Origin of the sequence: Roseococcus sp. SDR, assembly GCF_019083995.1 — a bacterium.
GTDB lineage: Bacteria > Pseudomonadota > Alphaproteobacteria > Acetobacterales > Acetobacteraceae > Roseococcus.
Genome location: NZ_JAHRCU010000020.1, coordinates 1 through 20,042, shown reverse-complemented (window position 1 = coordinate 20,042; position 20,042 = coordinate 1). Strand labels below are relative to the sequence as shown.

Here is a 20,042-nt window from a genome sequence, read left to right as displayed (position 1 = left end):
CGCGGGTCCTCCTGGCGCCTGGCGCTATGCGGCACGCAGAGGCGCTCGAGTTTTCTAGTCGGGCGGTTCATCCGAGAGGTTCATCGAGGTTCACCATGGGCGCCGCTGGTAAACCGAGCGTCGGCACAAAGGCCGAGTATGCCGAGCATCGCGGGTGCTCGCGGGCCTATGTGTCCAAGCTCATCCGGCAGGGCCGCCTCGCCGAGCCGGCGCTGCTGCCCGATGGCCGCATCAACTTCATTCTGGCCGACCAGCTGATCGGCGCCGCGATCGAGGATGAGCAGCCGGCGGCCTCGGCGCCGCAGGCCGGGCCGAGCTACGCCGAGCAGCGGGCGCGGCGCGAGGCGGCCGAGGCCGAGCTCGCCGAGATCAAGCTGGGCACGCTGCGCGGCGAGTATGTGCGCCGCTCGGCCGTGCGGATCGCCGCTGAGCAGGTTTTCGCGCGCGCGCTGGCTCGCCTGGGCGAGCGGTGGGGCGATGTCGCGATCGAGCTCGCCAAGATGACGGATCCGGCGGCGATCGCCGAGCGCCTGGCCGAGGAGCAGCGGGCCGCCATGGGCGCGATCAACGGGGAGTTTTTGGAGGATGCCGCTCGACGCTCTGCCGGATGAGATAGAGCTCGAGCTGCTGCGCGCGGTGGCGGCCGCCTGCCATGTGGTGCCGCCGCGCAGTGTTCACGAATGGGCCGAGGCCGAGCGGATCGTGGCCGCTGAGAGCGGCTCGCCTTGGCCTGGCAGGTGGCGCACGGCGCGGGCGCCGTTCCTGCAAGAGATCATGGAGGTGCTCAGCCTTACGCATCCGGCGCGGCGTGTAACCTTCGTGAAGTCGGCGCAGGTCGGCGGATCCGAGGCGGCGCTGAACATGCTGGGCCAGGTGATGGCCGAGACGCCTGCGCCGTGCCTGGTCATGCTGCCTTCAATCGAGATGATGCGCGGCTATAACCGCCTCAAGCTCGATCCGCTGATCACATCAACGCCGATTCTGCGGGCGCGTGTGGGCGAGGTGGTGAGCCGCTCCGATCAGGAGAGCACGGCCACATTCAAGAGCTTCTCGGGGGGCTATCTGCAGCTGCTCACGGCCAATAGCTCGGCCAACTTGCAGATGCGCTCCGCGCGCGTGCTGCTCATGGAGGAGGTGAGCGATTACCCGCTAGACGCAGACGGGCGCGGCGATCCGGTGCGCCAGCTCGAGGCACGCGCGATCGCCTATGCCGGCCGCGAAAAGATCGTGAAGATCAGCACGCCGGCCGAGGAGGGAACCTGCCGCGTCACATCGGCCTATGAGCAGAGCAGCCGGGGGCGCTTCCATGTGCCTTGCCCGCATTGCGAGCACCTGCAGCCGATGGAATGGGAGGCGCTGCGCTGGCCGAAAGGCCGGCCGGCCGAGGCGGTGCTGCACTGCACGGGCTGCGGCGCCGAGATCGAGCAGCAGCACAAGCCGGCCATGATCGCGGCCGGTCGCTGGGTCCATGAGCGGCCGGAGCTGCTCGAGCTGCATGCGGGCTACGCCATCAACGCGCTGTATTCGCCGACGCTCAGCTGGGCGGATCTCGCGGCCGAATGGGATGAGGTGCAGGACGATCCCGAGGGGTTGCGCACCTTCACGCAGCAGAAGATCGGCCGCGCCTGGCGCGTGGCGGGTGAGGCGCCGGAATGGCAGCGGCTTTACGATCGCCGCGAGGAGTGGGCGCCGGGCGTGGTGCCGGCGGGCGGCCTGCTGCTCACGGCGGGCGTTGACGTGCAACGCTCGCCGGGGCGCCTCGAGGTGTTTGTATGGGCATGGGGGCGGCGCCGCCGCTCCTGGCTTGTCGATCACATCATTATTGCGGGCTCGCCTTTCGCCTGGGGCACCTGGGAACAGCTCGCGAGCGTGCTCGAGACGGTCTATCCGAGCGCCTCCGGCGGCGCGCTGCCGATCAGCCAGGCGGCGATCGATTCGGGCGATGGCACCACAACGGCCGAGGTCTATGCCTTCGTCCGCAAGATGGGATCTCGCCGCGTGATCGCGGTGAAAGGCCGCGATGGCGTGCCGCAGGCGATCGTGCCGGGCGGCAAGGTGGACGTGAAGCGCAACGGGAAGCGCGTTGGCGCTCTCAAGCCTTGGATTGTCGGCAGTAGCTACCTCAAAGGCGAGTTTTACGGGCAGCTAAAGCTCGAGAGGCCGACGCAAGAGAGCGGCGAGGAGCCGCCGGCCGGCTATGTGAGCCTGCCGCAGCACCTGGCGGGCGAGGAGATCTGCCGGCAGCTGGTGGCCGAGGAGCTGCGGCGCGTGAAGGTGCGCCATGGCGTCTATCGGCACGAATGGGCGCCGATCAGAGATCGCAATGAGGCGCTGGATTGCCGCGTCTATGCGCGCGCGGCCGCCGCGCTGCTCGGTGTCGATCGCTGGGGTGATGAGCGGTGGCAGCAGCTCGAGGCCGAGCTCGAGCGGCATGTGCCATCGCGCCAGGCGCTGCAGCCGGCGCTCGATGTGGACGCGCCGCAGGATGAGCCGGGCGCGGATCTCGAGGCGCCGGCCGAGGGCGAGGAGCTCGGCCAGGTGGTGCCGGAGCCGCGCATGGTGCGGCCGGAGCCGGCGCGGCCTGCGCCGCCTCCGGCGCCGCCGATCCCTGGCCGCTCGCGCTGGTGGAAAGCTCCGCGAGCTGGCGCTCGCTTTTGAACAACCTGGCGGCCGCAAGGCCGCGATCTGAGGGGATGCCGCATGCCTGCGCTCGATGCTCCGCCTGCGCTGCTGACGGCGGGCGATACCTGGCGTTTCCGCTGGGAGTCGGCCGACTATCCGCCGGCCGCCGGCTGGGCGGTTTCCTGGCGCGTCATCGGCGCCGGGGTCAATCTGCAATTCGGCGCTGCGGCCGATGGCGCCGGCTTCCTCGCCACGGCGGCGGCGGTGCAGACGGCCGCGCTCGCGGTGCCGGCGCAGGGCCTGGCCTGCACGCTGATCGGCCAGGCGAGCCTCGGCGGGGTGCGCGAGGAGATCTGGCGCGCGCCGCTGCAGCTGCGGCCGGATCCGGCCACGGTCACGGGGGATCTGCGCGGCCATGCGGCGCGCGTGCTCGCCGCGCTCGAGGCCATGCTCGAGGGCAAGGCGACGAAAGATCAGGAGAGTTACAAGCTCGGCGATCGGGAGCTGAAACGGATGCCGATCGGCGAGCTCCTGAAATGGCGCGACTATTACAAGGCCGAGGCCGCGCGCGAGGCTAAGGCAAACGGCCTCGGCCGGCCGCGCCAGGTGATCACGCGCATGGTGCGCGCGTGATGGGCCGGCTTCGCGATGCCTGGCGCGTGCTCACCGCGCCGCAGGCCGGCCATGGCGGCGGGCGCCGCGCCTTCCTGGGCGCCGCGCCGTCTCGCCTGCTCGAGGATCTGCCGAGCGGCGCGGCCGCCGCGCCAAATCGCGAGATCCGGCAGGCGCTCAAGGTGCTGCGCGCCAGGTCGCGGCACCTGGCGCAGAATGACGGGTTTTCCAAGGGCTTCCTCAAGACGCTGCGCCGCAACGTCATCGGCGCCTCGGGCTTCGTGCTGCAGATGCAAGTGCAGATGGAGCGCGGCGGCCGGCCGGATGAGGATGCAAACCGGCGGATTGAGGCGGCCTGGCAGGAATGGGCCAAGGTCGGCTCCTGCGATGTGACGGGCAAGCTCAGTTTCGCCGATGTCTGCCGCTCGGTGATCGGCCAGGTGGCGCGCGACGGCGAGGCGCTGGTGCGGATCGTGCGCGGCTCGCGCTTCAACCGCTTCGGCCTGGCGCTGCAGATCCTCGATGTGGCGCTGCTCGATGAGGATCTGATGTGCGCGCAGGGCGCGATCGGCGGCTGGCGCCTGCCGGCCGGCCATACGGTGCGGAGTGGCGTTGAGCGGGATGAGTTCGGGCGGCCGGTGGCGTATCACCTGCGCACCACGCTCGAGGGCGATGATTGCTATACGGCCGGCGGCCGCCGCTATCAGCGCCTGCCGGCCGATGACATCCGGCACCTGTTTCTCTCGGAATGGGCCGATCAGGTGCGCGGCGTGCCTTGGCTCGATACGGCCATTCGCGCGCTCGCCATGCTGGACGGCTATTCGGAGGCCGAGCTCGCGGCCGCGCGCGTCTCGGCCGGCAAGATGGGATTCTATCGGATCGATTCGGATGAGGAGCCAGACGGCGAGCTCGCGGCCGATGGGCGCCTGGTGCAGAAGGCCGAGGCCGGCACCTTTGAGCTCCTGCCGAAAGGCGTGGATTTCCAGAGCTTCGATCCGCAGCATCCGACGCAAGCCTTTGCGGATTTCGTCGGCGCCATCCTGCGCTCGGCGGCCTCCGGCTCCGGCCTGTCCTATCCCGCATTCGCGAATGATGCCGCGAAGCTCAGCTATTCGGCGCTGCGCGGCGTCACGCTCGAGGATCGCGAGGAATACCGCACGCTGCAGGCCTGGATGATTGGCTCGCTCTGTGAGCCGATCTTCGCGCCTTGGCTGCGTGAGGCGCTGATCACGGGCGCGCTCAGCCTGCCGCCTGGCAAGTTCGATCGATTCAACCGGCCGAGCTTCACGGCGCGCGGCTGGCAATGGGTGGATCCGCTGAAAGAGGTGAACGCCATGCGCGAGGCCGTGGGGCTGGGCATCGCCGCGCGCACGGATCTCGTTGCAGAGCGCGGCGGGGATTTCGCCGATACGGTCGCCAAGCTGCGCGCCGAGCAAGCCATGATGGAGGGGCTCGGCCAGCCGGCGGCCCCCTCTTCAACCTTCAACATCATCGATCAGGGGAGTTGAGCATGCCTGGTGCATTGCCGCAGGGCGTTGAGCGGCGCGGATCCCGCGCGGCGGTTTTCGAGCGGGCCTCGCTCAATATGGAGGCGCGCACGGTCGAGCTCGCCTTCTCGAGCGAGCAGCCGGTGCAACGCTGGTGGGGCATCGAGATCCTCGGCCATGCGCCGGGGGAAATGGATGATGGGTGGCTGCGCGGTGGCACCGCGCCGCTCCTGATGGATCACAACGCGCGCGATCAGGTGGGCGTTGTTGAGAGTGTCACTCTCGGCGGGGACCGGAAGGCCCGCGCAATCGTGCGCTTTGGGAAAAGCGCGCGCGCCGAGGAGGTGATGCAAGACGTGGCGGACGGCATCCGCGCAAATGTCTCGGTGGGTTACGAGCTCCTCGAGCTTCGCCTGGAAAGCGAAGCCGAGGGCGTGAGCACCTATCGGGCCACGCGCTGGCGTCCGCTCGAGGTGAGCCTGGTGAGCCTTCCGGCCGATGCAACGGTCGGGGTGGGTCGCGAGGCCGAGCCGCCGAAACTTCCCGCACAACCGAAACAGGAGGGCCGCATGGCCGATCAGAACGAGGCGCAGATGCGCGCGCCGACGCAGGACGAAATCAACCAGGCCGCGCAGAAGCGCATCGCCGAGATCTATGATCTCGCGGCGATCGCCAATGCGACGGACCAGGCGGCCGACGCGATCCGCAAGGGCCTCACCATCGAGCAGTTCCGGGGCCTGCTGCTCGAGCAGCGCCAGGGCCAGAGCCGGCCGCTCGGCGCGCCGCCGACCGAGATCGGCCTCTCGGCCAAGGAGGCGCGGCAGTTCAGCCTCGCGCGCATGATCCTCGCGCGCGCCGAGAACAATCCGAGCCTGGCGCCGTTCGAGGTGGAGGCCTCGGCCGCTGCCGCCGATGGCATGCGCAAGACGGGCGCGCAGATGCGCGGCGGCCTGGTGCTGCCGTATGAGGTGATGATGGCTCCGGTGGGCCTGCGCGAGCACAACGGCCGCATCCTGGCCGGCGGCGGCCGGATGCAGCGCGATCTCACCACGGCCAGCATCGCGGCCGGCGGTGCGGTGGTGCAGACGGACGTGCTTGCCACCAACTTCATCGATCTGCTGCGCAACTCGATGATGGTCCGCGCCATGGGCGCCACCATGCTTTCCGGCCTGGTCGGCAACGTGGCGATCCCGCGTCAGACGGGCGCCGCCTCGGCCTCCTGGGTGGCGCAGGGCGCGGCCGCAACCGAGAGCGACTCGGTGATGGCGCAGCTCGCGCTCACTCCGCGCACGGTGCATGCGATCCAGGATTTCACGCGCGAGCTTCTCCTGCAGAGCTCGCTCGATGTCGAGGCGCTGGTGCGCATGGATCTCGCGGCGGTGGTCGGCCTGGCGGTGGATCTCGCCGCGCTGCATGGCACGGGCGCGGGCAACCAGCCCACGGGCATTGCGGCCACGGCCGGCATCGGCTCCGTGGCCGGCGGCACCAATGGCGCGGTGCCCACCTGGGATAACGTGGTGGATCTCGAAACGCAGGTGGCGAATCAGAATGCCGCGATCGAGGCGCTGGGCTACCTGACCAATAGCCGGGTGCGCGGCCGCCTCAAGCGTCAGCCGATCGTCGCCGGCCAGCCGGTTTTCGTGTGGGGTGGCATGCCTGGGAGCGATCGCGCCGATCAGTCCGGCTTCGGGACCATGAACGGGTATCGCGCCGGGGTTTCCAATCAGGTGTCGTCCAACCTGACCAAGGGCACGGCGAGCGGCATCTGCTCGGCCATCTTCTTCGGCAACTGGCGCGATCTGGTCATCGGCGAGTGGGGGGCGCTCGAGATCCTCACCGACAACATCACGCAGGCCGCCAGCCGCGTGATCCGCGTTCACAACTACCAGACGACGGATGTCGGCGTGCGCCGTCAGCAGTCCTTCTCGGCGATGTTGGACGCGCTCACCGCCTGATGAGCCGGCCGGGCGCTCGCGCCTGGCTGCTCATCAAAGGGCCTGGCGCATCGGGGGGTGCGCCAGGCCGCCTCCCTTCCCTTCCAAACAATCGAAAGGATCCGCCATGCGCAGGATCGCCATTCTCTCCGCATGCCTGCTCGCGGGCGTGCATCTGCGGCAGGGCCGCGTGCTCGAGGTTTCGGCCGAGGATCGCCTGCTGCTGCTCTCCGGCGGCCGCGCGCGGGATGCGCTGCCGGGTGAGGAGGTCACGCCGGAGGAGGAGCCGGAGGCCGGCCAGACGGGCGCCACGGGCGGCTCCGGGGCGGGTGCCAGCTCCGGCCAGGTCGGCGCCGAGGCCGGCCAGGCCGGCGCCACGGGCGAGGCCGAGGCGGGCGCCGAGGGCGGCGCGGATGACGGCCAGGCGAGGCTCGGCGTCTGATGGCCGTTGAGTCGGCCGCAGATCTCGCCGGCATGTTCGGCGAGGAGGATTTCGCCGAGGCCGCGCGCTATCTGCCGGCCGGCGGCGGCTCGGTGCCGTGCTCGGTGATCCGTGAGCTGCCGGCGCCGCTGATCGATACCGGCGCGCATGTGGTGCGCCAGGCCGGCTCGGTGTGGCTGGTGCGGGTGGCCGAGGTGCCGGCGCCGGCCAAGGGCGCGCGCCTGCAGCTGGGCATCGGCGCGGCCGTGGCGATGCCATGGCATGGCAGCCGCGAGATCCTCGATGTGCAGCTCGAGGAGCATGGCGGCTTCTGGCGGGTGACGGTGAAATGACCAAGCGCGAGGCGGCGCTGCAGGCGCTGCGCACCTCCCTTGCCGCCGGCATGCCGGGCCATTCGGTGCAGCGGCATGGCGGCCTGCCGCTCGAGATCCCGGCCGGCTTCGCGCTGGTGACGGTGCATGATGGGTCTTGCGAGGCGGCCGAGGCGCTGCTCTCGCCGCTGCAATATGAGATCGCCTGGCTCGCGCCGGTCACGATCGAGGCCGATAGCGGCACGATCCGCGATGATGCGGCCGAGCTGTTCGCCGCGCGCCTGGTGGCCGATCCGACGCTCGGCGGCGCGGTGGATTGGGCCGAGGTTGGCGCGCCGGAGGCCGAGGTGGTGGCCGTGCCGGCGCTCGAGACGGGCGGCCAGCAACCGCCGGTTTTCGCGCTCTCGGTGCCGGTGCGCCTGCATTTCGTGGCGCCAAGCCCGGCGGGCTGAGCGTCCTTCCTTCCACACTCACAAGAGGAGAAAACCGCCATGCCTGTTGGTGGTCAGGGTAAAAACGTCTCGATTTTCCAGCAGATCGAGGCAACCGAGGGCGTGAAGCCGACCGGCAATTATCGCCGGCTTCCGGTCAAGAGCTTCACGCTCGCGCCGAATGAGAATCTGGCGCAGGACGTGGTGCTTTCGAGCGCAGCCACGACGCGGGATCCGCTCGATCCGTATCGCGATTTCATCGACATTACGGGCGAGGCCGTGGTGCCGCTGGATCTCACCAATATCGGCCATTGGCTGCGCATGCTGCTCGGCTCGCCGACGACGACGGGCACCACGAATCTCACGCATGTTTTTCGCTCCGGCTCCAACGCGCTGCCGAGCGTGGCGATCGAGAAGGTGTATTCCGACATCGCGGGCGCGAATGAGGGTTATCTCGGCGTCCGCGCCAATACGCTGAGCGTGCCGATCCAGCAGAGCGGCGTGGCCGATGCCACCTTCGGCCTCATGGCGCTGGCGCACACGCCGAATCTCACCTCGGCGCCTGGCACGCCGACCACGGCCACCTTTGAGCGGTTCAACCGCTTTCAGGGCTCGGTGTCGCGCAACGGTGCCGCGCTGCCGGCCTTCATGCAGGGCACGCTCACCTTCTCCAATGGGATGGAGGCGGTGAAGGCGATCCGCAATGATCGCCGGATCGAGGGCATCGATTGGGCCGAAACCTCGGCGCAATTCGAGGGCACGGTGCGCCTCACGGCCGCCAATGCGGCGATCCTCACGGATGCGATCGCCGGCACTCCCTGCTCGCTCGCCTATCAGCTGCAGATCAACGCGCAGCGGTCGCTCACGCTCGAGCTGCCGCGCGTGACGCTGGCGCCGATCGGGCCGCGCCTCGAGGGGCCGATGGGGATCGATCTGCCGGTGCGCGGCCTGGCGTCCTTCGACAGCACGGCGGCCTGCATGTTCCGGGTCACGCTGCTGAATCAAACCGCGGCTTACTGAAAGGGCCTCAAGATGCTGAAACTGAACCTGAAACCGGAGCCGCGCTGGCTCGAGATCGGCGGCGGCGTGCGCGTCAAGGTGCCGCCGCTCGATACGGCCATTCTCCGCGCCGTGGAATATGAGGCCTGGCGCGCCTATTCGGCGCTCAAGCTCGCCGTGAATGAGGGCGATGAGACGCGCCAGCTCTCGGATCTCGAGGTGGCGCGCCTCGAGGGCGCCTTCGCGCTCGCCAAGGTGCGCGCTCTGGCCGGGCAGATCATGGCCTGGGAAGGCGTGACGGATGAGGAGGGCCAGGCGCTGCACATCACGCCGGAGGCGCTCGATGCCTTCGCCGCGCATCCGATCGCCGGGCCGGCCTTCCGCACGGCCTATGATGGCACGGTGGCGCCGCTGCTCGCGGAGGGAAACGGCTCCGAGATCTCCTCGCCTGGCGATGGGGCGGCGGCGATCGATACTGCGCCGGCTGCGGCGCCGGCTCCGGCGGCCGATGCGGCGCCTGCCCCGTCATCCGAAACGCTCCTCAATCCCTAGAGGGCGCGGCCGTGCTCGAGGCCGTAGAGGCCTCGGTGAGGCATGACATGGGCGGCGCGTCTGTCGATGCCGGCGCGGCTCTGGCGCTCGCCGGGGCCTTCGGTGTCGATGGGCGCGCTGCCGCATTCCTGATCGCGCAGTCCGCGCGCGGGATCGCCGCAGGCCAGGCGAAGCGCCAGGCCTCGGCAGAGCAGGATCCGCAGCAACAAGAGGCCTGATCATGCGCGTGCTCGCGAGAATCGAGGGGGTGGATCCGCCGGAATGGCTGCGCTCACGCTCTCGGCTCGCGGCGCGCGCGATCACGGCCGCCATGGATGCGGCGGGCAAGGGGGCGCAGCAGGATCTCCGCGCGATGGTCCGCTCGGCCGGCCTCGGCCAGCGGCTCGGCAATGCGATCAGGCAAAGCACCTTTCCCAGGCCTCCGGCCTATTCGCCGCGCGCGGCCTCGGAGATCGTCGCCAATCGCAACGCGGCCGACATCATCCGCGCCTTTTCGGAGGGCGCGACGATCACGGCCAAGGGCGGCAAATATCTCGCCATTCCTACGGATGCCGTGCCGCGCGGCCGCTGGGGTGAGAAGCTTTCGCCGCGCCAGGCCGAGGCGCGGTTTCTGCAGAAACTCGAGCTCGCGGTGATCGGCGGCCGGCCGTGCCTGGTGCTGCCGGCGGCGCGGCTCACGCGCGGCGGCCGAGCTCGAGGCGCCACCTCGCGGCAGCAGGCGCGCGGCCGTGCGCGGGCCGTGGTGGCGTTCTGGCTGGTGCCGCAGGTGCGGCTCGCGCAGCGCCTGGCGCCGCGTCCGATCGCGGCCGCATGGGCGCGCCGTCTGCCGGGGATCATCGATCGCGCGGCCGCAGGGTTGAGGGGCTGATATGTCGGGCAGTCAAAACAATCGATGGACGCTGCGCCTCTCAACCGAGGGCGCCGATCAGGTCATTCGGGATCTGCGCGCGGCCGCAACCGAGAGCGCGGCCGCCGGCCGGGCCTATGACGCGCTGCTGAAAGCGCAGCCGGCTCTCGCCAATGGCGCCGAGCGGGCCGAGCAGGCGCTGCGCAAGAATGTGGACGCCATGCGCGGCATGCGCGGCGAGCTCGGCCTGCTCGGCGCGGCGGCCGATGGTGCGGCGAGCAGCCTCGGCCAGCTCGGCTCCGCGCTGAGCTCGCCGGCGGCCGCCATGGCCGCGCTCGGCGCGGGCGCCGTGGCGGCGGGCGTCTCGATCGCCAAGCTCGGCGACGAATACACAGTCACGATCAACAAGCTGCGGGCGGCCACGGGCAGCATCGGCGCCGCGCAATCCGTCTATGGCGAGCTCGTCTCGCTTTCGCAGCAGACGGGCGCGGCGATCGGCGAGACGGCCGGCGCCTTCGTGCGCTTCTCGGTGGCGGCGCGCTCGATCGGCGCGACAAATGCCGAGGTGCTGCAGCTCACGCGCACGATTCAGCAGGCCGGCATGATCGCGGGCGCCTCCGGCCAGGAGAGCGCGGCAGGTGTGCAGCAGCTCGGCCAGGCGCTCGCCTCCGGCAAGCTGCAGGGGGATGAGCTGCGCTCGATCCTCGAGAATATGCCCACGCTCGCCGAGGCGCTGGCGCGCGAGCTGGGCGTCTCGATCGGCCAGCTGCGGCAGATGGGCACCGAGGGGCAGCTCACCTCCGATCGCGTGTTTCAGGCGCTGCTTCGCGCGGGCGAGCAGATCAACCGGCAGTTTTCCGAGCTCACGCCGACCATGGGCCAGGCCTTCGGGATCCTGGGCGCCGCCATGGTGGATTTTGTCGGCAAGCTCGATCGCGCGCTCGGCCTCTCGCAGGGGATCGCGGCGGCGGCGCGTGCGGCGGCCGGGGTGGTTTCCGGCGCCGGGGCGGCCATCACGCCACGCAGCGCGGCCGAGCAGGCGGCGCGGGATGAGCAGGCGGCCGAGGCCCGGCGCGCGCGCCTCGAGGCCGAGATCGGGGCGCTGAGCGGCGAGGCGGTGGGGCCGCAGCAGCCGCCGCGCCGTGGCACCATCGGCCGAGGTTTGCAGGAGACGGCCGGCGCCACGCGCTCGCCGGAGGAGCGCCTGGCCGAGCTGCGCGAGCGCCTGGCGGCCGAGGATCGTGTGCTGGCCGAGGCGCGCGAGCGGCGCGCCAATGCCGAGCGCGAGGCGGATGAGGTGCGCCAGGCCGAGGAGGCCACGGCGCGCGCCAGGCGCGAGGCGGCCACGCGGGCCGAAACCACGGCCGCCGGCCAGGCGCTGCGCGAGCGCAATCGGAGCGAGCAGGATCTGCGGCGCGAGCATGCCGAGCGCCTGGCCGTCATCGAGCGCAACCGCCTGCAGGGCAATTTCGATGACGCCGAGGCCACGCGCCAGCGCGCGGCCGAGAATCGCCGGCTCGCCGAGGAGATCCGCAACCTGCAGGAGGCCGAGCGCGGCCGCGTTGCCACGGATGAGGAGGTGGCGGCGGTCGGCCGGATCGTGGCCGATATGGAGCGCGACCGGCAGGCGCTCATGCGCGAGGGCGAGACGGTTACGGCCTCCGTGCGCACCGAGGCCGAGCGTTATGCCGAGCAGCTTTCGGTGCTGCGCACGCTGCTCGATCAAGGCGCGATCACGCAGGAGACTTACAACCGCGCAGTGGCGGCCGCCGATCCGGCCGTGCGCGCGGCAACCGAGGCCGCGCGCCGGATTGAACAAGACAACACGCGCACCACGGATCGCATCACGGGCTTTTTCGGCGATGCCTTCGCGCGGGCTTTCGAGGGCACGGGCAAGGGCTTCGCCGGCCTGATGGAGAGCTTCAAGCGCGGCGCGATCAGCACGTTTGCCACCATTGCGGCGCAGGCCATCATCCGGCCGATCGTGGCGCCGATCGTCTCGAGCCTCGGCCTCGGCGGCCTCTCCGGCAGCGCGGGCGGCTTGAACCTCGGCGGCTTGTTCGGCGGCTCGGCGCAGGCGGCGGCGCCTGCGCCTGGTGCTGCAGCTGGTGGCGGCCTGGGCGCCGGGGAGGTGAGCAGCTTCTCAACGCTGCGCACGGCCTATAACGGCCTCACGGCGCCAGGCGGCCTCGGTTCCTTCTTTCCGGGCGGCTTGGGCGTCAACACGGGTTTCAGTGGCGTTGATGGGATCCTGAATGCCTCCCTGATCGCGCCGAGCGGCCTGGCCGATGCCACAAGCGCCGCGCTCGGCGGCATGGGCGGCGCCTTCGGGCCGGCCACGCCGGGCGCGGTCATGGCGGCCGGCGCCTCGCCGGGCCTCACGGTGGCGAGCGCGCTCGGGCCGCTGGCGGCGATCGGTGGCGGCGCGTTCGGGATTTACTCGGGGATCCAAAAGGGCGGCCTCGGCGGCGCGCTGGGCGCCGCTGGTGGCGCCGTCAGCACGGTCACGGGCCTCGGCATGCTGGGCGCCGCTGCGGGCCTCCTGCCGGCGTTGGGCGCGCTTGGGCCGATCGGCCTCGGGGTGGGTGCGGTGCTGGCGATCGCGGGCGCGCTGGCGCCTGGTGCGAAGCCTTCCGGCCAGGGCCAGCTCGCGCGCATCAACCTCAACAGCGGCGCCGAGACTTTCGAGGGGCTGGGCGGCAGGCGGTTTTCTCAGGCAAACCGGGACAATTCGAGCGGCGCAGCTCAGGGGATCGCCAATCTCGCGCGCGAGATCGGCGATCGGCTGGGCGGTGCCAGGATCGGCGGCGATATTGCGGTCGGCACGACGAACGCGCGCCTTTACCTCGATGTGAACGGGCAGAAAGCGCAGTTTGCCAACAATGCAGACGGCGCGAAGCAGCTTTCGGAAGCGGCCGCGCGCATGGTGCTCGCGGAGTTTCGCGGCCAGGGCGTGCTCTCCGGGCCTTATGCCGGCATCGCGGCCGCAAGCGGCGATAGCCTCGAGGCGCTGAGCAAAAATCTCGAGTTTTTCGAGGGTGCCTATAAGGCGCTGAGCGGCGCGGCAGAGAAAACAACCGAGTTTGCGGAGAGCCTGCGCGGCTTGGTGCAGCCCTATGATGCGGCGATCGCGAAAGCGGCTGAGCTCGGGTTAGAGACGGCCAAGCTCAGCGAAAAGCGCGGCGCAGAGCTAGAGCGCGCTCTCGCGCCTTTGCTCGATGTGACGGTCGCGCAGGACCGATACGGCGAAGGGCTGCGCGCCGTCCGCGAGAATTATGAGGCGACGATCCGCGTCGTGGGATCGCTCGGCCGTGCAACCGATGATCTCACGGCGGCCATGGGGCGGGCCGAGGAGCGGTATCGGGCCGGCATTCAAGCAGAGTTCGATGCCGCGCTGCTGGAGGCGCAGGGCAAGAGCTACATCAACCAGTTGCGCGGGCTTCGGGTGGATTACAATTCAACGGCCGATTTCTATCGGGCGGCCGGCCGGAATCCTGATGAGCTTTACAACGCGCGCGCGCGCGGTGTGCTCGATGATCTGGATACGGCCACGCTGCAGGATCTGGTGTCACGCTTCTCGGGTGTGGACGATGCGGCGGCGGGCTTGGCGAGTGAGATGATCAGCCTGCGCGAGGCGAGCGCGGCAGCCGCCGAGGCAGAGCGGCAGCGGGCGGCGGCGATCGCGCGCGGCTTTGAGGTGCTCGAGGAATACAACCAGGCGCAGATCGCGGCAGCGAAAGCGGCAAACGACAACGCGGCGGCCATGTCACGCGCCGCCATGGATACGATAAGCCGGCTTCGCGCCGAGGTGGATGCGGCATATCTCGGGCAATACTCGCCGCTCACGGGGCAGCAGCGCCTCGCGCTGGCGCAAGAAAAGTTTACGGGCGGCCGGCTGAGCTTGAATGACTACCTATCAGAGGGGAGTCGCGTCTTTGGCACGGCAACAGCGGAATATGCGGGCCTGTTCTATGGCGCGCTCGATCGGAACATCGAGCGGGCGCAGAACATCGAGGACGCGATGCGCTTTGCGGCGCTGGTGCGCGAGTATGAGGCCGGAAGTGGGATCGCGCCGGGCCTGAGTCCTGAGTGGGATAACTGGGTGCGCGAAACCGCACCGCGCCCGCAGGGTGCGGTGCAAGGCGCATCATCGAGCGATCTCGCCAAGCTGCTGCGCGAGGTGGTGGCCGAGCTCCGCAGCGGCAACAGTGTTCGGGTGACGGCGGGTGAGCAGCAGATCGAGCTCACGGCGCGGGTTGCGAGGTTGCTTGCCTCTCTCGAGGGTGCGGTGCGCCTGGAAAGCGCCGCATGATCCTCCTTGCCGAAATCACTGGATATGATGCCGCGCTCGGTGCTGAGCGCGTGCTGCGCTATGCCACGCAGGGCTGGGCGGGGCCAGGTGCGCCGGGTTTCTACGATGGCCGCATTCTCGAGAATCCGACGCTGCGGCGCACGGCATTCGCGAGCGGCACAACGGGCGGCCGGATCGAGCAGGGCTTCGGCGAGTTGCGACTAGCCAATCCTGACGGCGCGCTCGATGGCTTGGCGGATTTCGGTTTTGACGGCCGCAATCTAACGCTGCGCGTTGGAGAGGCGCACCAAGCCTACGGGGCATTCACGGTGCTGCTGCGGGGCACCATTGAGCAGCCGACATTCTCCGAGCTGCGGATCGCCTTTCGGATCCGTGATCGGATCTTCGAGCTCGATAAGCCGGTGCAAGAGGCGACGTATGCGGGAACAAACATCGGCGCGAGCGGTGTGGAGGGCACGGCCGACACAATCAAGGGGCGGCGCAAGCCTCGGTTATGGGGGCGGGTGTTGGGCGTCTCGCCGGTGCTGGTCAACGCGCCGGCTCAGATCTGGCAGGTGAATGATGGGCCGATTTCGGCGGCAACGATGTTCGAGGGTGGCATCGCAATCGCGAATGGCGCGCCCTACGCCTCACTCGCTGAGCTGCAGGCCGTCTCGCCTGCCGCTGGTCAGGCGCGGGCATGGTTGGCGGGTGGGCTAATTCGCCTGGGCTCCTCGCCGACGCTGCAGGTAACAGCAGACGTTGACGAGGGCGCGGCGGCAGCCGATCGCACGGCGGCGCAGGTGCTCAGCCGAATGGCGGCGGCGGCCGGGATCCTCTCGGGCGATATGGTGGCGGCCGATGTCGCGGCGCTCGATCTGGCGGCGCCGGGCCAAGTTGGCGTTTGGACTAACGGTGAGGGCAGCTTTATCTCGGCAATGGAGCAGGTCGCGGCCGGAGTTGGCGCCTGGGTCGGCTTCGATCGCCTTGGCCGCCTGCGCATGCGGCGGCTCGAGGTGCCGGCCGGCTCTCCCGTTGCAACTTTGGCGATCCTCGATCGCGGCAGTGCAAGCGGGCCGGCCACGGCCGATATTGTAAGCCTCGAGCGCATGCCGACTAACGATGCGGGGCGCGGTGTGCCGGCCTGGCGCGTCACGTTGAGCTATGGCCGCATCTGGACACCGCTAGAGCGCGACGCGCTGGCGCTCGGTGTTTCCGATGCGCGGGCCGCGTTCCTGCGAGAGCCGGTGCGCAACGCGGTGGCCGAAAATGCGGCGGTGAAGTCCAAGCACTTGCAGGCGAATGATCTGGCATTCGAGAGCCTGCTGGTTTCCGAGGCCGATGCGCAGGCCGAGGCGGCGCGCCGGCTGGTGATGTTTGCCTCGCGCAGAGATCGCTTGCGGGTGCGCGTGGTGACGCGGCCAGACATGCTCGCGGCGATCGATCTCGGCGCAATCGTGAGCGTTGCAACGCACCGCTATGGCTACGCCTCCGGCCGCCTCATGGTGGTCACGGGGATTGAAATGGGGGCGGATGGCTGGGGGCGGCCTGATGTGTTGACGCTGGATCTCTGGGGGTAGGCATGACTCAGCAAAACGTGGTTTTCGGCTGGCCGCGCTGGACGCCGGAAATCGCCTGGAGCGGCGGCGAGTGGCAAGCAGATTGGCCGGCAAGTAATGCGGGGGTGCTGCCGCTGGCTCGCGTGGCGCGGTCGGCATCGCTCGGCCTCGCGGCAACGCAGATTGTGGGCACCTTCCCGCGCGATCGCATTGTGCAGCTATTCGCCTTGGTCCGGCATAATCTCTCGGTCACGGCGCGCTATCGGTTGCGGCTCTATGCGGATGCGGCGCGGTCTGTGACGCTGGCTGATACCGGCTGGGATGATGTTTGGCCGGTTCTGTTTCCTTGGCCTTCGCTCGAGTGGGAGGATGATCGCTGGTGGACAGGTGCGTATGCAGCCGAGGATCTCGAGGGCTACACCTGGACGCGGCCAATCTGGCTCGCGGCGCCGATCCTCTGCCGCGCCTTCCTGCTCGAGCTGGCAGATGCCAGCAACCCGAGCGGTTATGTTGAGCTAGGGTTGCTTGAAGCGGCGCGCGGCTGGCAGCCGAGCAGAAATCCGCGATACGGCTACAAGTCGGGCATCCGTTCGCGCAGTGAGATGATCGAGGCGATCGGTGGCGGGCAGTATTTCGACCGGCGCGCCGCGCCGCGCATCGTCTCGGCTGAGATCCCGCATCTGCCGCGAGATGAGGCGATGGCTTGGGCCTTCGAGATGCAGCGCCGGCAGGATGTGGCCGAGCCGATGCTCTGGCTGCCGTTTCCGGGTGAGCCGCTGCATTGGGTGCGCGAGTGCATGCTCGCGCGGTTAAAGCCGCCGGGGCCGCTGAGTTTCTCAGTCTACCAGCGGCAAGACATGGCATTCGAGCTCGAGGAGGTTTTATGACGCAGGTTATCTTTCCGCCCGCGTGGGGCGGGAGTGGCATCGCGTATTCTGACGACGCGACGGGCGCGCGGGATATGCGGGATGGAGGCTTTCGCAACTGGCTTCTGCCGATGCTGGGCGAGGGCATCACGGTTCTCGATGCCGCTACGCAGGCGGCCATCCTGGCGGCTGGCAATGCGATCGGCGGCGCCGCTACGCAAGCGAGCTCAACAACCTCGCTTTCTATTGGCGTGGGTTCGCAGGTGCTCACGGTGCAGGCCGGAAAAAACTTCGTGATCGGCATGCCGGTTCGCCTGGCGAATAGTGCCTCGGCCTTCATGGATGGGACGGTAACGGCCTACAACGCGACAACCGGCGCGCTTACGGTGAGCGTCTCGCAGATTACGGGGAGCGGCACATTCGCGGCCTGGAATGTGTTTCTCGCCGGGCAGCCTGCCGCGCTTCCCGCTCTCTTGCGTGATGCACGCTCAACAAACACGGCTCTCGGAACGGCGGCGCGGGGAACCTATCTCGATCTGACGGGCAGTTTCACGCAGACGTTTGCGGCAGCGGCCACGCTGGGCAATGGCTGGCATTGCTACATCGTGAACAACGGCACGGGCGACATTACGCTCGATCCGAATGGTGCCGAGCTGATCGATGGGCTCGCGAGCTTTGTGATGTATCCGGGGGAGGCGCGGCTGGTGCTCTGCACGGGCGCGGGCTTTGTGTCTCTGGTGCTTCGCGCGTTCCGGCGGCGGTTTGACGCTTCGGGCACCTTCACGACACCGCCGGGATACACGCAATTCGCTGGCCTGGCCTGGGGGGCGGGTGGCAGCGGCCGCAAGTCGGATAGCGGCACGGCAACCTTTGGCGGCGGTGGCGGGGCCTGCGTGCCGTTCCATCTGCCGGCGGCGGCGCTGGGGGCATCGCAATCCGTGACGATTGGCGCGGGCGGTGCGTCTGTTTCTGCGGCGCTTACCAATGGGGCCACGGGCGGGAATACCTCTCTCGGCTCGCTGGTCACTGCGTTCGGTGGTGGCGGCGGCAACCTAAGCGGCGGCGGCGCTGGCGGCGGCGCGCTCAGTGCGGGCACGTTCGGCGACTCTGGCGGCGGCGCGCCGAGCATGGTCGGAGTTCCGGCTAACAGCGGGTTCGGTGGCAGTGGGCCAGGCGCGCCTAGCGCCTATGGCGGCGCGGGCGCCGCTACGGGCGGCGCCCCTGGTGGTGCATCGCTCTACGGCGGCGGCGGCGGCGGCTCGTGTGACAGTGCCGGCACGCTGCGAGCGGCTGGCGGCTCCGTCTTTGGCGGCGCGGGCGGCGCTTGCGGTGATACCACCAGCGGCACGGCTGGCGCGCAGCCGGGCGGCGGTGGCGGCGGCACGCGCACGGGCGCAGTCAGTGGCGCGGGCGGCGCTGGGCGTTTGGATATTTGGGGGATCTTGTGATGGGGCGATATGCGCTGCTCGATGCGGATGGCCGCGTGGCAAACATCGTTGTGGCTGAGGCGGATTGGCCGGCGCCAATCGGTTTCACCAAGCGCGAGGCCGAGGCCGAGACTCAGATCGGCGGGCGCTGGACAGGTGCCGCATGGGAGCCTGCGGCGGTGGTTGTGGCGCCGCCGCAGCTGCGCGTGCTCACGGTGCTGCAGTTCCGCGATCGGCTCACGGCCGAGGAGGAGCTGGCGATTACGCAGGCCGGCATGAGCTCGCCTGCGGTGCGCGTCTGGCTCGATCGCCTGGCGGCGGCGCAAGAGATCGATCTCGATGATCCGCGCACGGCCGCCGGCCTGCAGCAGATGGAAGCGGCGGGCCTGCTCGAGGCGGGCCGCAGCGCCGAGATCCTCGCATGAGCGCGGCCGAGTGGCTCTGGCCGGTATGGGTGGGGGCAAACCTTCCCTACACCTTCACGATCTCCGATGCGCTGGGCGCGCGGGTGGATCTCACGGGCATCACGCTCGCGCTGCGCATCGAGTGGCCGGGCGGGCAGATCAGCATGCAGAGCGGCGCCGGAAATGGCCTGGTCATCGAAAACCAGGCGGATCCGGTCACGCGCGGGCAATTCACGGTGACGCTGAGTCTCGAGCAATCGCGGGCGCTGCCCACGGCCTTGCGGGCTCGATACGGCATCGAGCACCGCGAGGGCGGGCTGCAGTTTCCGATCATGGTCGGCGAGATCGCCGCAACGCAGTGGGTGAACAGCGATGAGTAGCTATGTGATCCAGCCGCCTCCCTTTGGTGACAGTGCGGTTGCGGCCGCTGCTCGGCGCGCGCGCGATCAGGCCGAGGCGGCGCGAGATCTCGCGCTGCAGGCGGTGGCCGATGCCGAGGCGGTGCTCGCCTCGGTGGATGGCATCGCGCTCACGGGCCGGAAGATCGAGACGCGGCATAGCCTCGAGGGCGGCGGCAATCTCTCGGCCGATCGCATGCTGCAGCTGGTCGGCGATGTCGCGGAGCCTGGCGCGCTGCGCCTCTATGGCACGGGCGCCGATGGCGCGCGCGGCTGGTTTCCGCGATCGGTCAACCGCGTGCGCTACCTGGCGAGCGCGAGCCATACGATCACGCCGGGCGCGCGCGCCGTGCTGGTGCGCCTGGTCGGCGGTGGTGGCGGTGGTGGTGGTGGCGCGCGCCAGGTGCTCGGCCTGTCGACAAGCGGCGGCGCGGGCGGCGGCTCGCCGGCCTTCCTCGAGCGCATCTATTGGGCGGCCGAGATCGGCGCCGTGCTCGATTTCGTGGTCGGTGTCGGCGGTGCCGGCGGCAGCGGCGCGACGATCGACGGCACGGCCGGCACGGCGGGGCAGCCTGGCACCTTTAGCTCGGTGGCGAGCAATGGCGCGCCGCTGCTCTATGCCTTCGGCGGCGGCGGTGGTGCGGGCGGCGGCCTGGCGATCGCGGCCGGCGGCGGTGGCGGTGCCGGCTTCCTCGGCGCGGGTGGCTCCGCAACCGGCGCGACGAATGGCGCGGCGGGCGCGATCGGTGGGGTGGCCGGCAATGTCAGCAATTCGGCCGAGGGTGCGGGGGCTGGCGGCGGTTCGGGCGCAAGCGGTGCGGTGGGAGGCGCGGCGCCGGCCGGCACCTATACGGCCGGCG

General features: G+C 69.8%; 18 protein-coding genes and 1 pseudogene. All 19 read left to right on the top strand.

The window, feature by feature from the left end:
* Positions 1-95 precede the first annotated feature (95 nt).
* Positions 96-611 (top strand): hypothetical protein, encoded by a 516-nt coding sequence (locus KTR66_RS19415; protein WP_213615507.1) that lies wholly within the window; start codon positions 96-98, stop codon positions 609-611.
* Positions 586-2,658 (top strand): phage terminase large subunit family protein, encoded by a 2,073-nt coding sequence (locus KTR66_RS19410; protein ID WP_213615505.1) that lies wholly within the window; start codon positions 586-588, stop codon positions 2,656-2,658. Before KTR66_RS19415 ends, KTR66_RS19410 begins: the two co-directional genes overlap by 26 nt.
* Positions 2,659-2,700: 42 nt before the next feature.
* Positions 2,701-3,255: a hypothetical protein gene (locus KTR66_RS19405; RefSeq protein ID WP_213615503.1), complete on the top strand. Its 555-nt coding sequence runs from the start codon at positions 2,701-2,703 to the stop codon at positions 3,253-3,255.
* The gene (locus KTR66_RS19400; protein WP_213615501.1) at positions 3,255-4,742 is read left to right on the top strand and encodes a phage portal protein; all 1,488 of its coding nucleotides are present in this window, start codon (positions 3,255-3,257) and stop codon (positions 4,740-4,742) included. The genes KTR66_RS19405 and KTR66_RS19400 overlap by 1 nt, the downstream gene beginning before the upstream one ends.
* Before the next feature lie 2 nt (positions 4,743-4,744).
* On the top strand, positions 4,745-6,676 hold the full coding sequence (locus KTR66_RS19395; protein ID WP_213615499.1) for a phage major capsid protein: 1,932 nt from the start codon (positions 4,745-4,747) through the stop codon (positions 6,674-6,676).
* Between the two features lie 106 nt (positions 6,677-6,782).
* Positions 6,783-7,097, top strand: a complete 315-nt coding sequence (locus KTR66_RS19390; RefSeq protein WP_213615497.1) for a hypothetical protein — start codon at positions 6,783-6,785, stop codon at positions 7,095-7,097.
* Positions 7,097-7,429: a hypothetical protein gene (locus KTR66_RS19385; RefSeq protein ID WP_213615495.1), complete on the top strand. Its 333-nt coding sequence runs from the start codon at positions 7,097-7,099 to the stop codon at positions 7,427-7,429. Before KTR66_RS19390 ends, KTR66_RS19385 begins: the two co-directional genes overlap by 1 nt.
* Positions 7,426-7,860 carry a hypothetical protein gene (locus tag KTR66_RS19380; RefSeq protein WP_213615493.1) on the top strand — a complete coding sequence of 145 codons (435 nt, stop codon included), beginning with the start codon at positions 7,426-7,428 and terminating at the stop codon, positions 7,858-7,860. The genes KTR66_RS19385 and KTR66_RS19380 overlap by 4 nt, the downstream gene beginning before the upstream one ends.
* A gap of 39 nt (positions 7,861-7,899) precedes the next feature.
* A complete protein-coding gene (locus KTR66_RS19375; RefSeq protein WP_213615491.1) occupies positions 7,900-8,859 on the top strand; it encodes a phage tail tube protein in 960 nt (319 codons plus the stop codon).
* Positions 8,860-8,871: 12 nt separating this feature from the next.
* Positions 8,872-9,390, top strand: coding sequence for a hypothetical protein (locus KTR66_RS19370; protein ID WP_213615489.1), 519 nt, complete (start codon positions 8,872-8,874; stop codon positions 9,388-9,390).
* 11 nt (positions 9,391-9,401) lie between these two features.
* On the top strand, positions 9,402-9,608 hold the full coding sequence (locus tag KTR66_RS19365; RefSeq protein ID WP_213615486.1) for a hypothetical protein: 207 nt from the start codon (positions 9,402-9,404) through the stop codon (positions 9,606-9,608).
* A gap of 2 nt (positions 9,609-9,610) precedes the next feature.
* Positions 9,611-10,258, top strand: a complete 648-nt coding sequence (locus KTR66_RS19360; protein ID WP_213615484.1) for a DUF6441 family protein — start codon at positions 9,611-9,613, stop codon at positions 10,256-10,258.
* A gap of 1 nt (position 10,259) precedes the next feature.
* Complete coding sequence (locus tag KTR66_RS19355) at positions 10,260-14,549, top strand: tape measure protein (protein ID WP_213615482.1); 4,290 nt, start codon at positions 10,260-10,262, stop codon at positions 14,547-14,549.
* Entirely contained in the window at positions 14,546-16,108 is a 1,563-nt protein-coding gene (locus KTR66_RS19350) for a hypothetical protein (protein ID WP_213615479.1), read from the top strand. The genes KTR66_RS19355 and KTR66_RS19350 overlap by 4 nt, the downstream gene beginning before the upstream one ends.
* A 2-nt stretch (positions 16,109-16,110) precedes the next feature.
* Positions 16,111-16,974 (top strand): hypothetical protein, encoded by an 864-nt coding sequence (locus KTR66_RS19345; RefSeq protein ID WP_213615477.1) that lies wholly within the window; start codon positions 16,111-16,113, stop codon positions 16,972-16,974.
* Entirely contained in the window at positions 16,971-18,401 is a 1,431-nt protein-coding gene (locus tag KTR66_RS19340; RefSeq protein ID WP_213615475.1) for a hypothetical protein, read from the top strand. The genes KTR66_RS19345 and KTR66_RS19340 overlap by 4 nt, the downstream gene beginning before the upstream one ends.
* On the top strand, positions 18,401-18,805 hold the full coding sequence (locus KTR66_RS19335; protein ID WP_213615473.1) for a hypothetical protein: 405 nt from the start codon (positions 18,401-18,403) through the stop codon (positions 18,803-18,805). Before KTR66_RS19340 ends, KTR66_RS19335 begins: the two co-directional genes overlap by 1 nt.
* Complete coding sequence (locus KTR66_RS19330; RefSeq protein WP_213615471.1) at positions 18,802-19,164, top strand: hypothetical protein; 363 nt, start codon at positions 18,802-18,804, stop codon at positions 19,162-19,164. Before KTR66_RS19335 ends, KTR66_RS19330 begins: the two co-directional genes overlap by 4 nt.
* Positions 19,157-20,042: pseudogene (locus KTR66_RS25130) on the top strand (hypothetical protein); the annotation flags it as partial. The gene KTR66_RS19330 and the pseudogene KTR66_RS25130, both read left to right, overlap by 8 nt.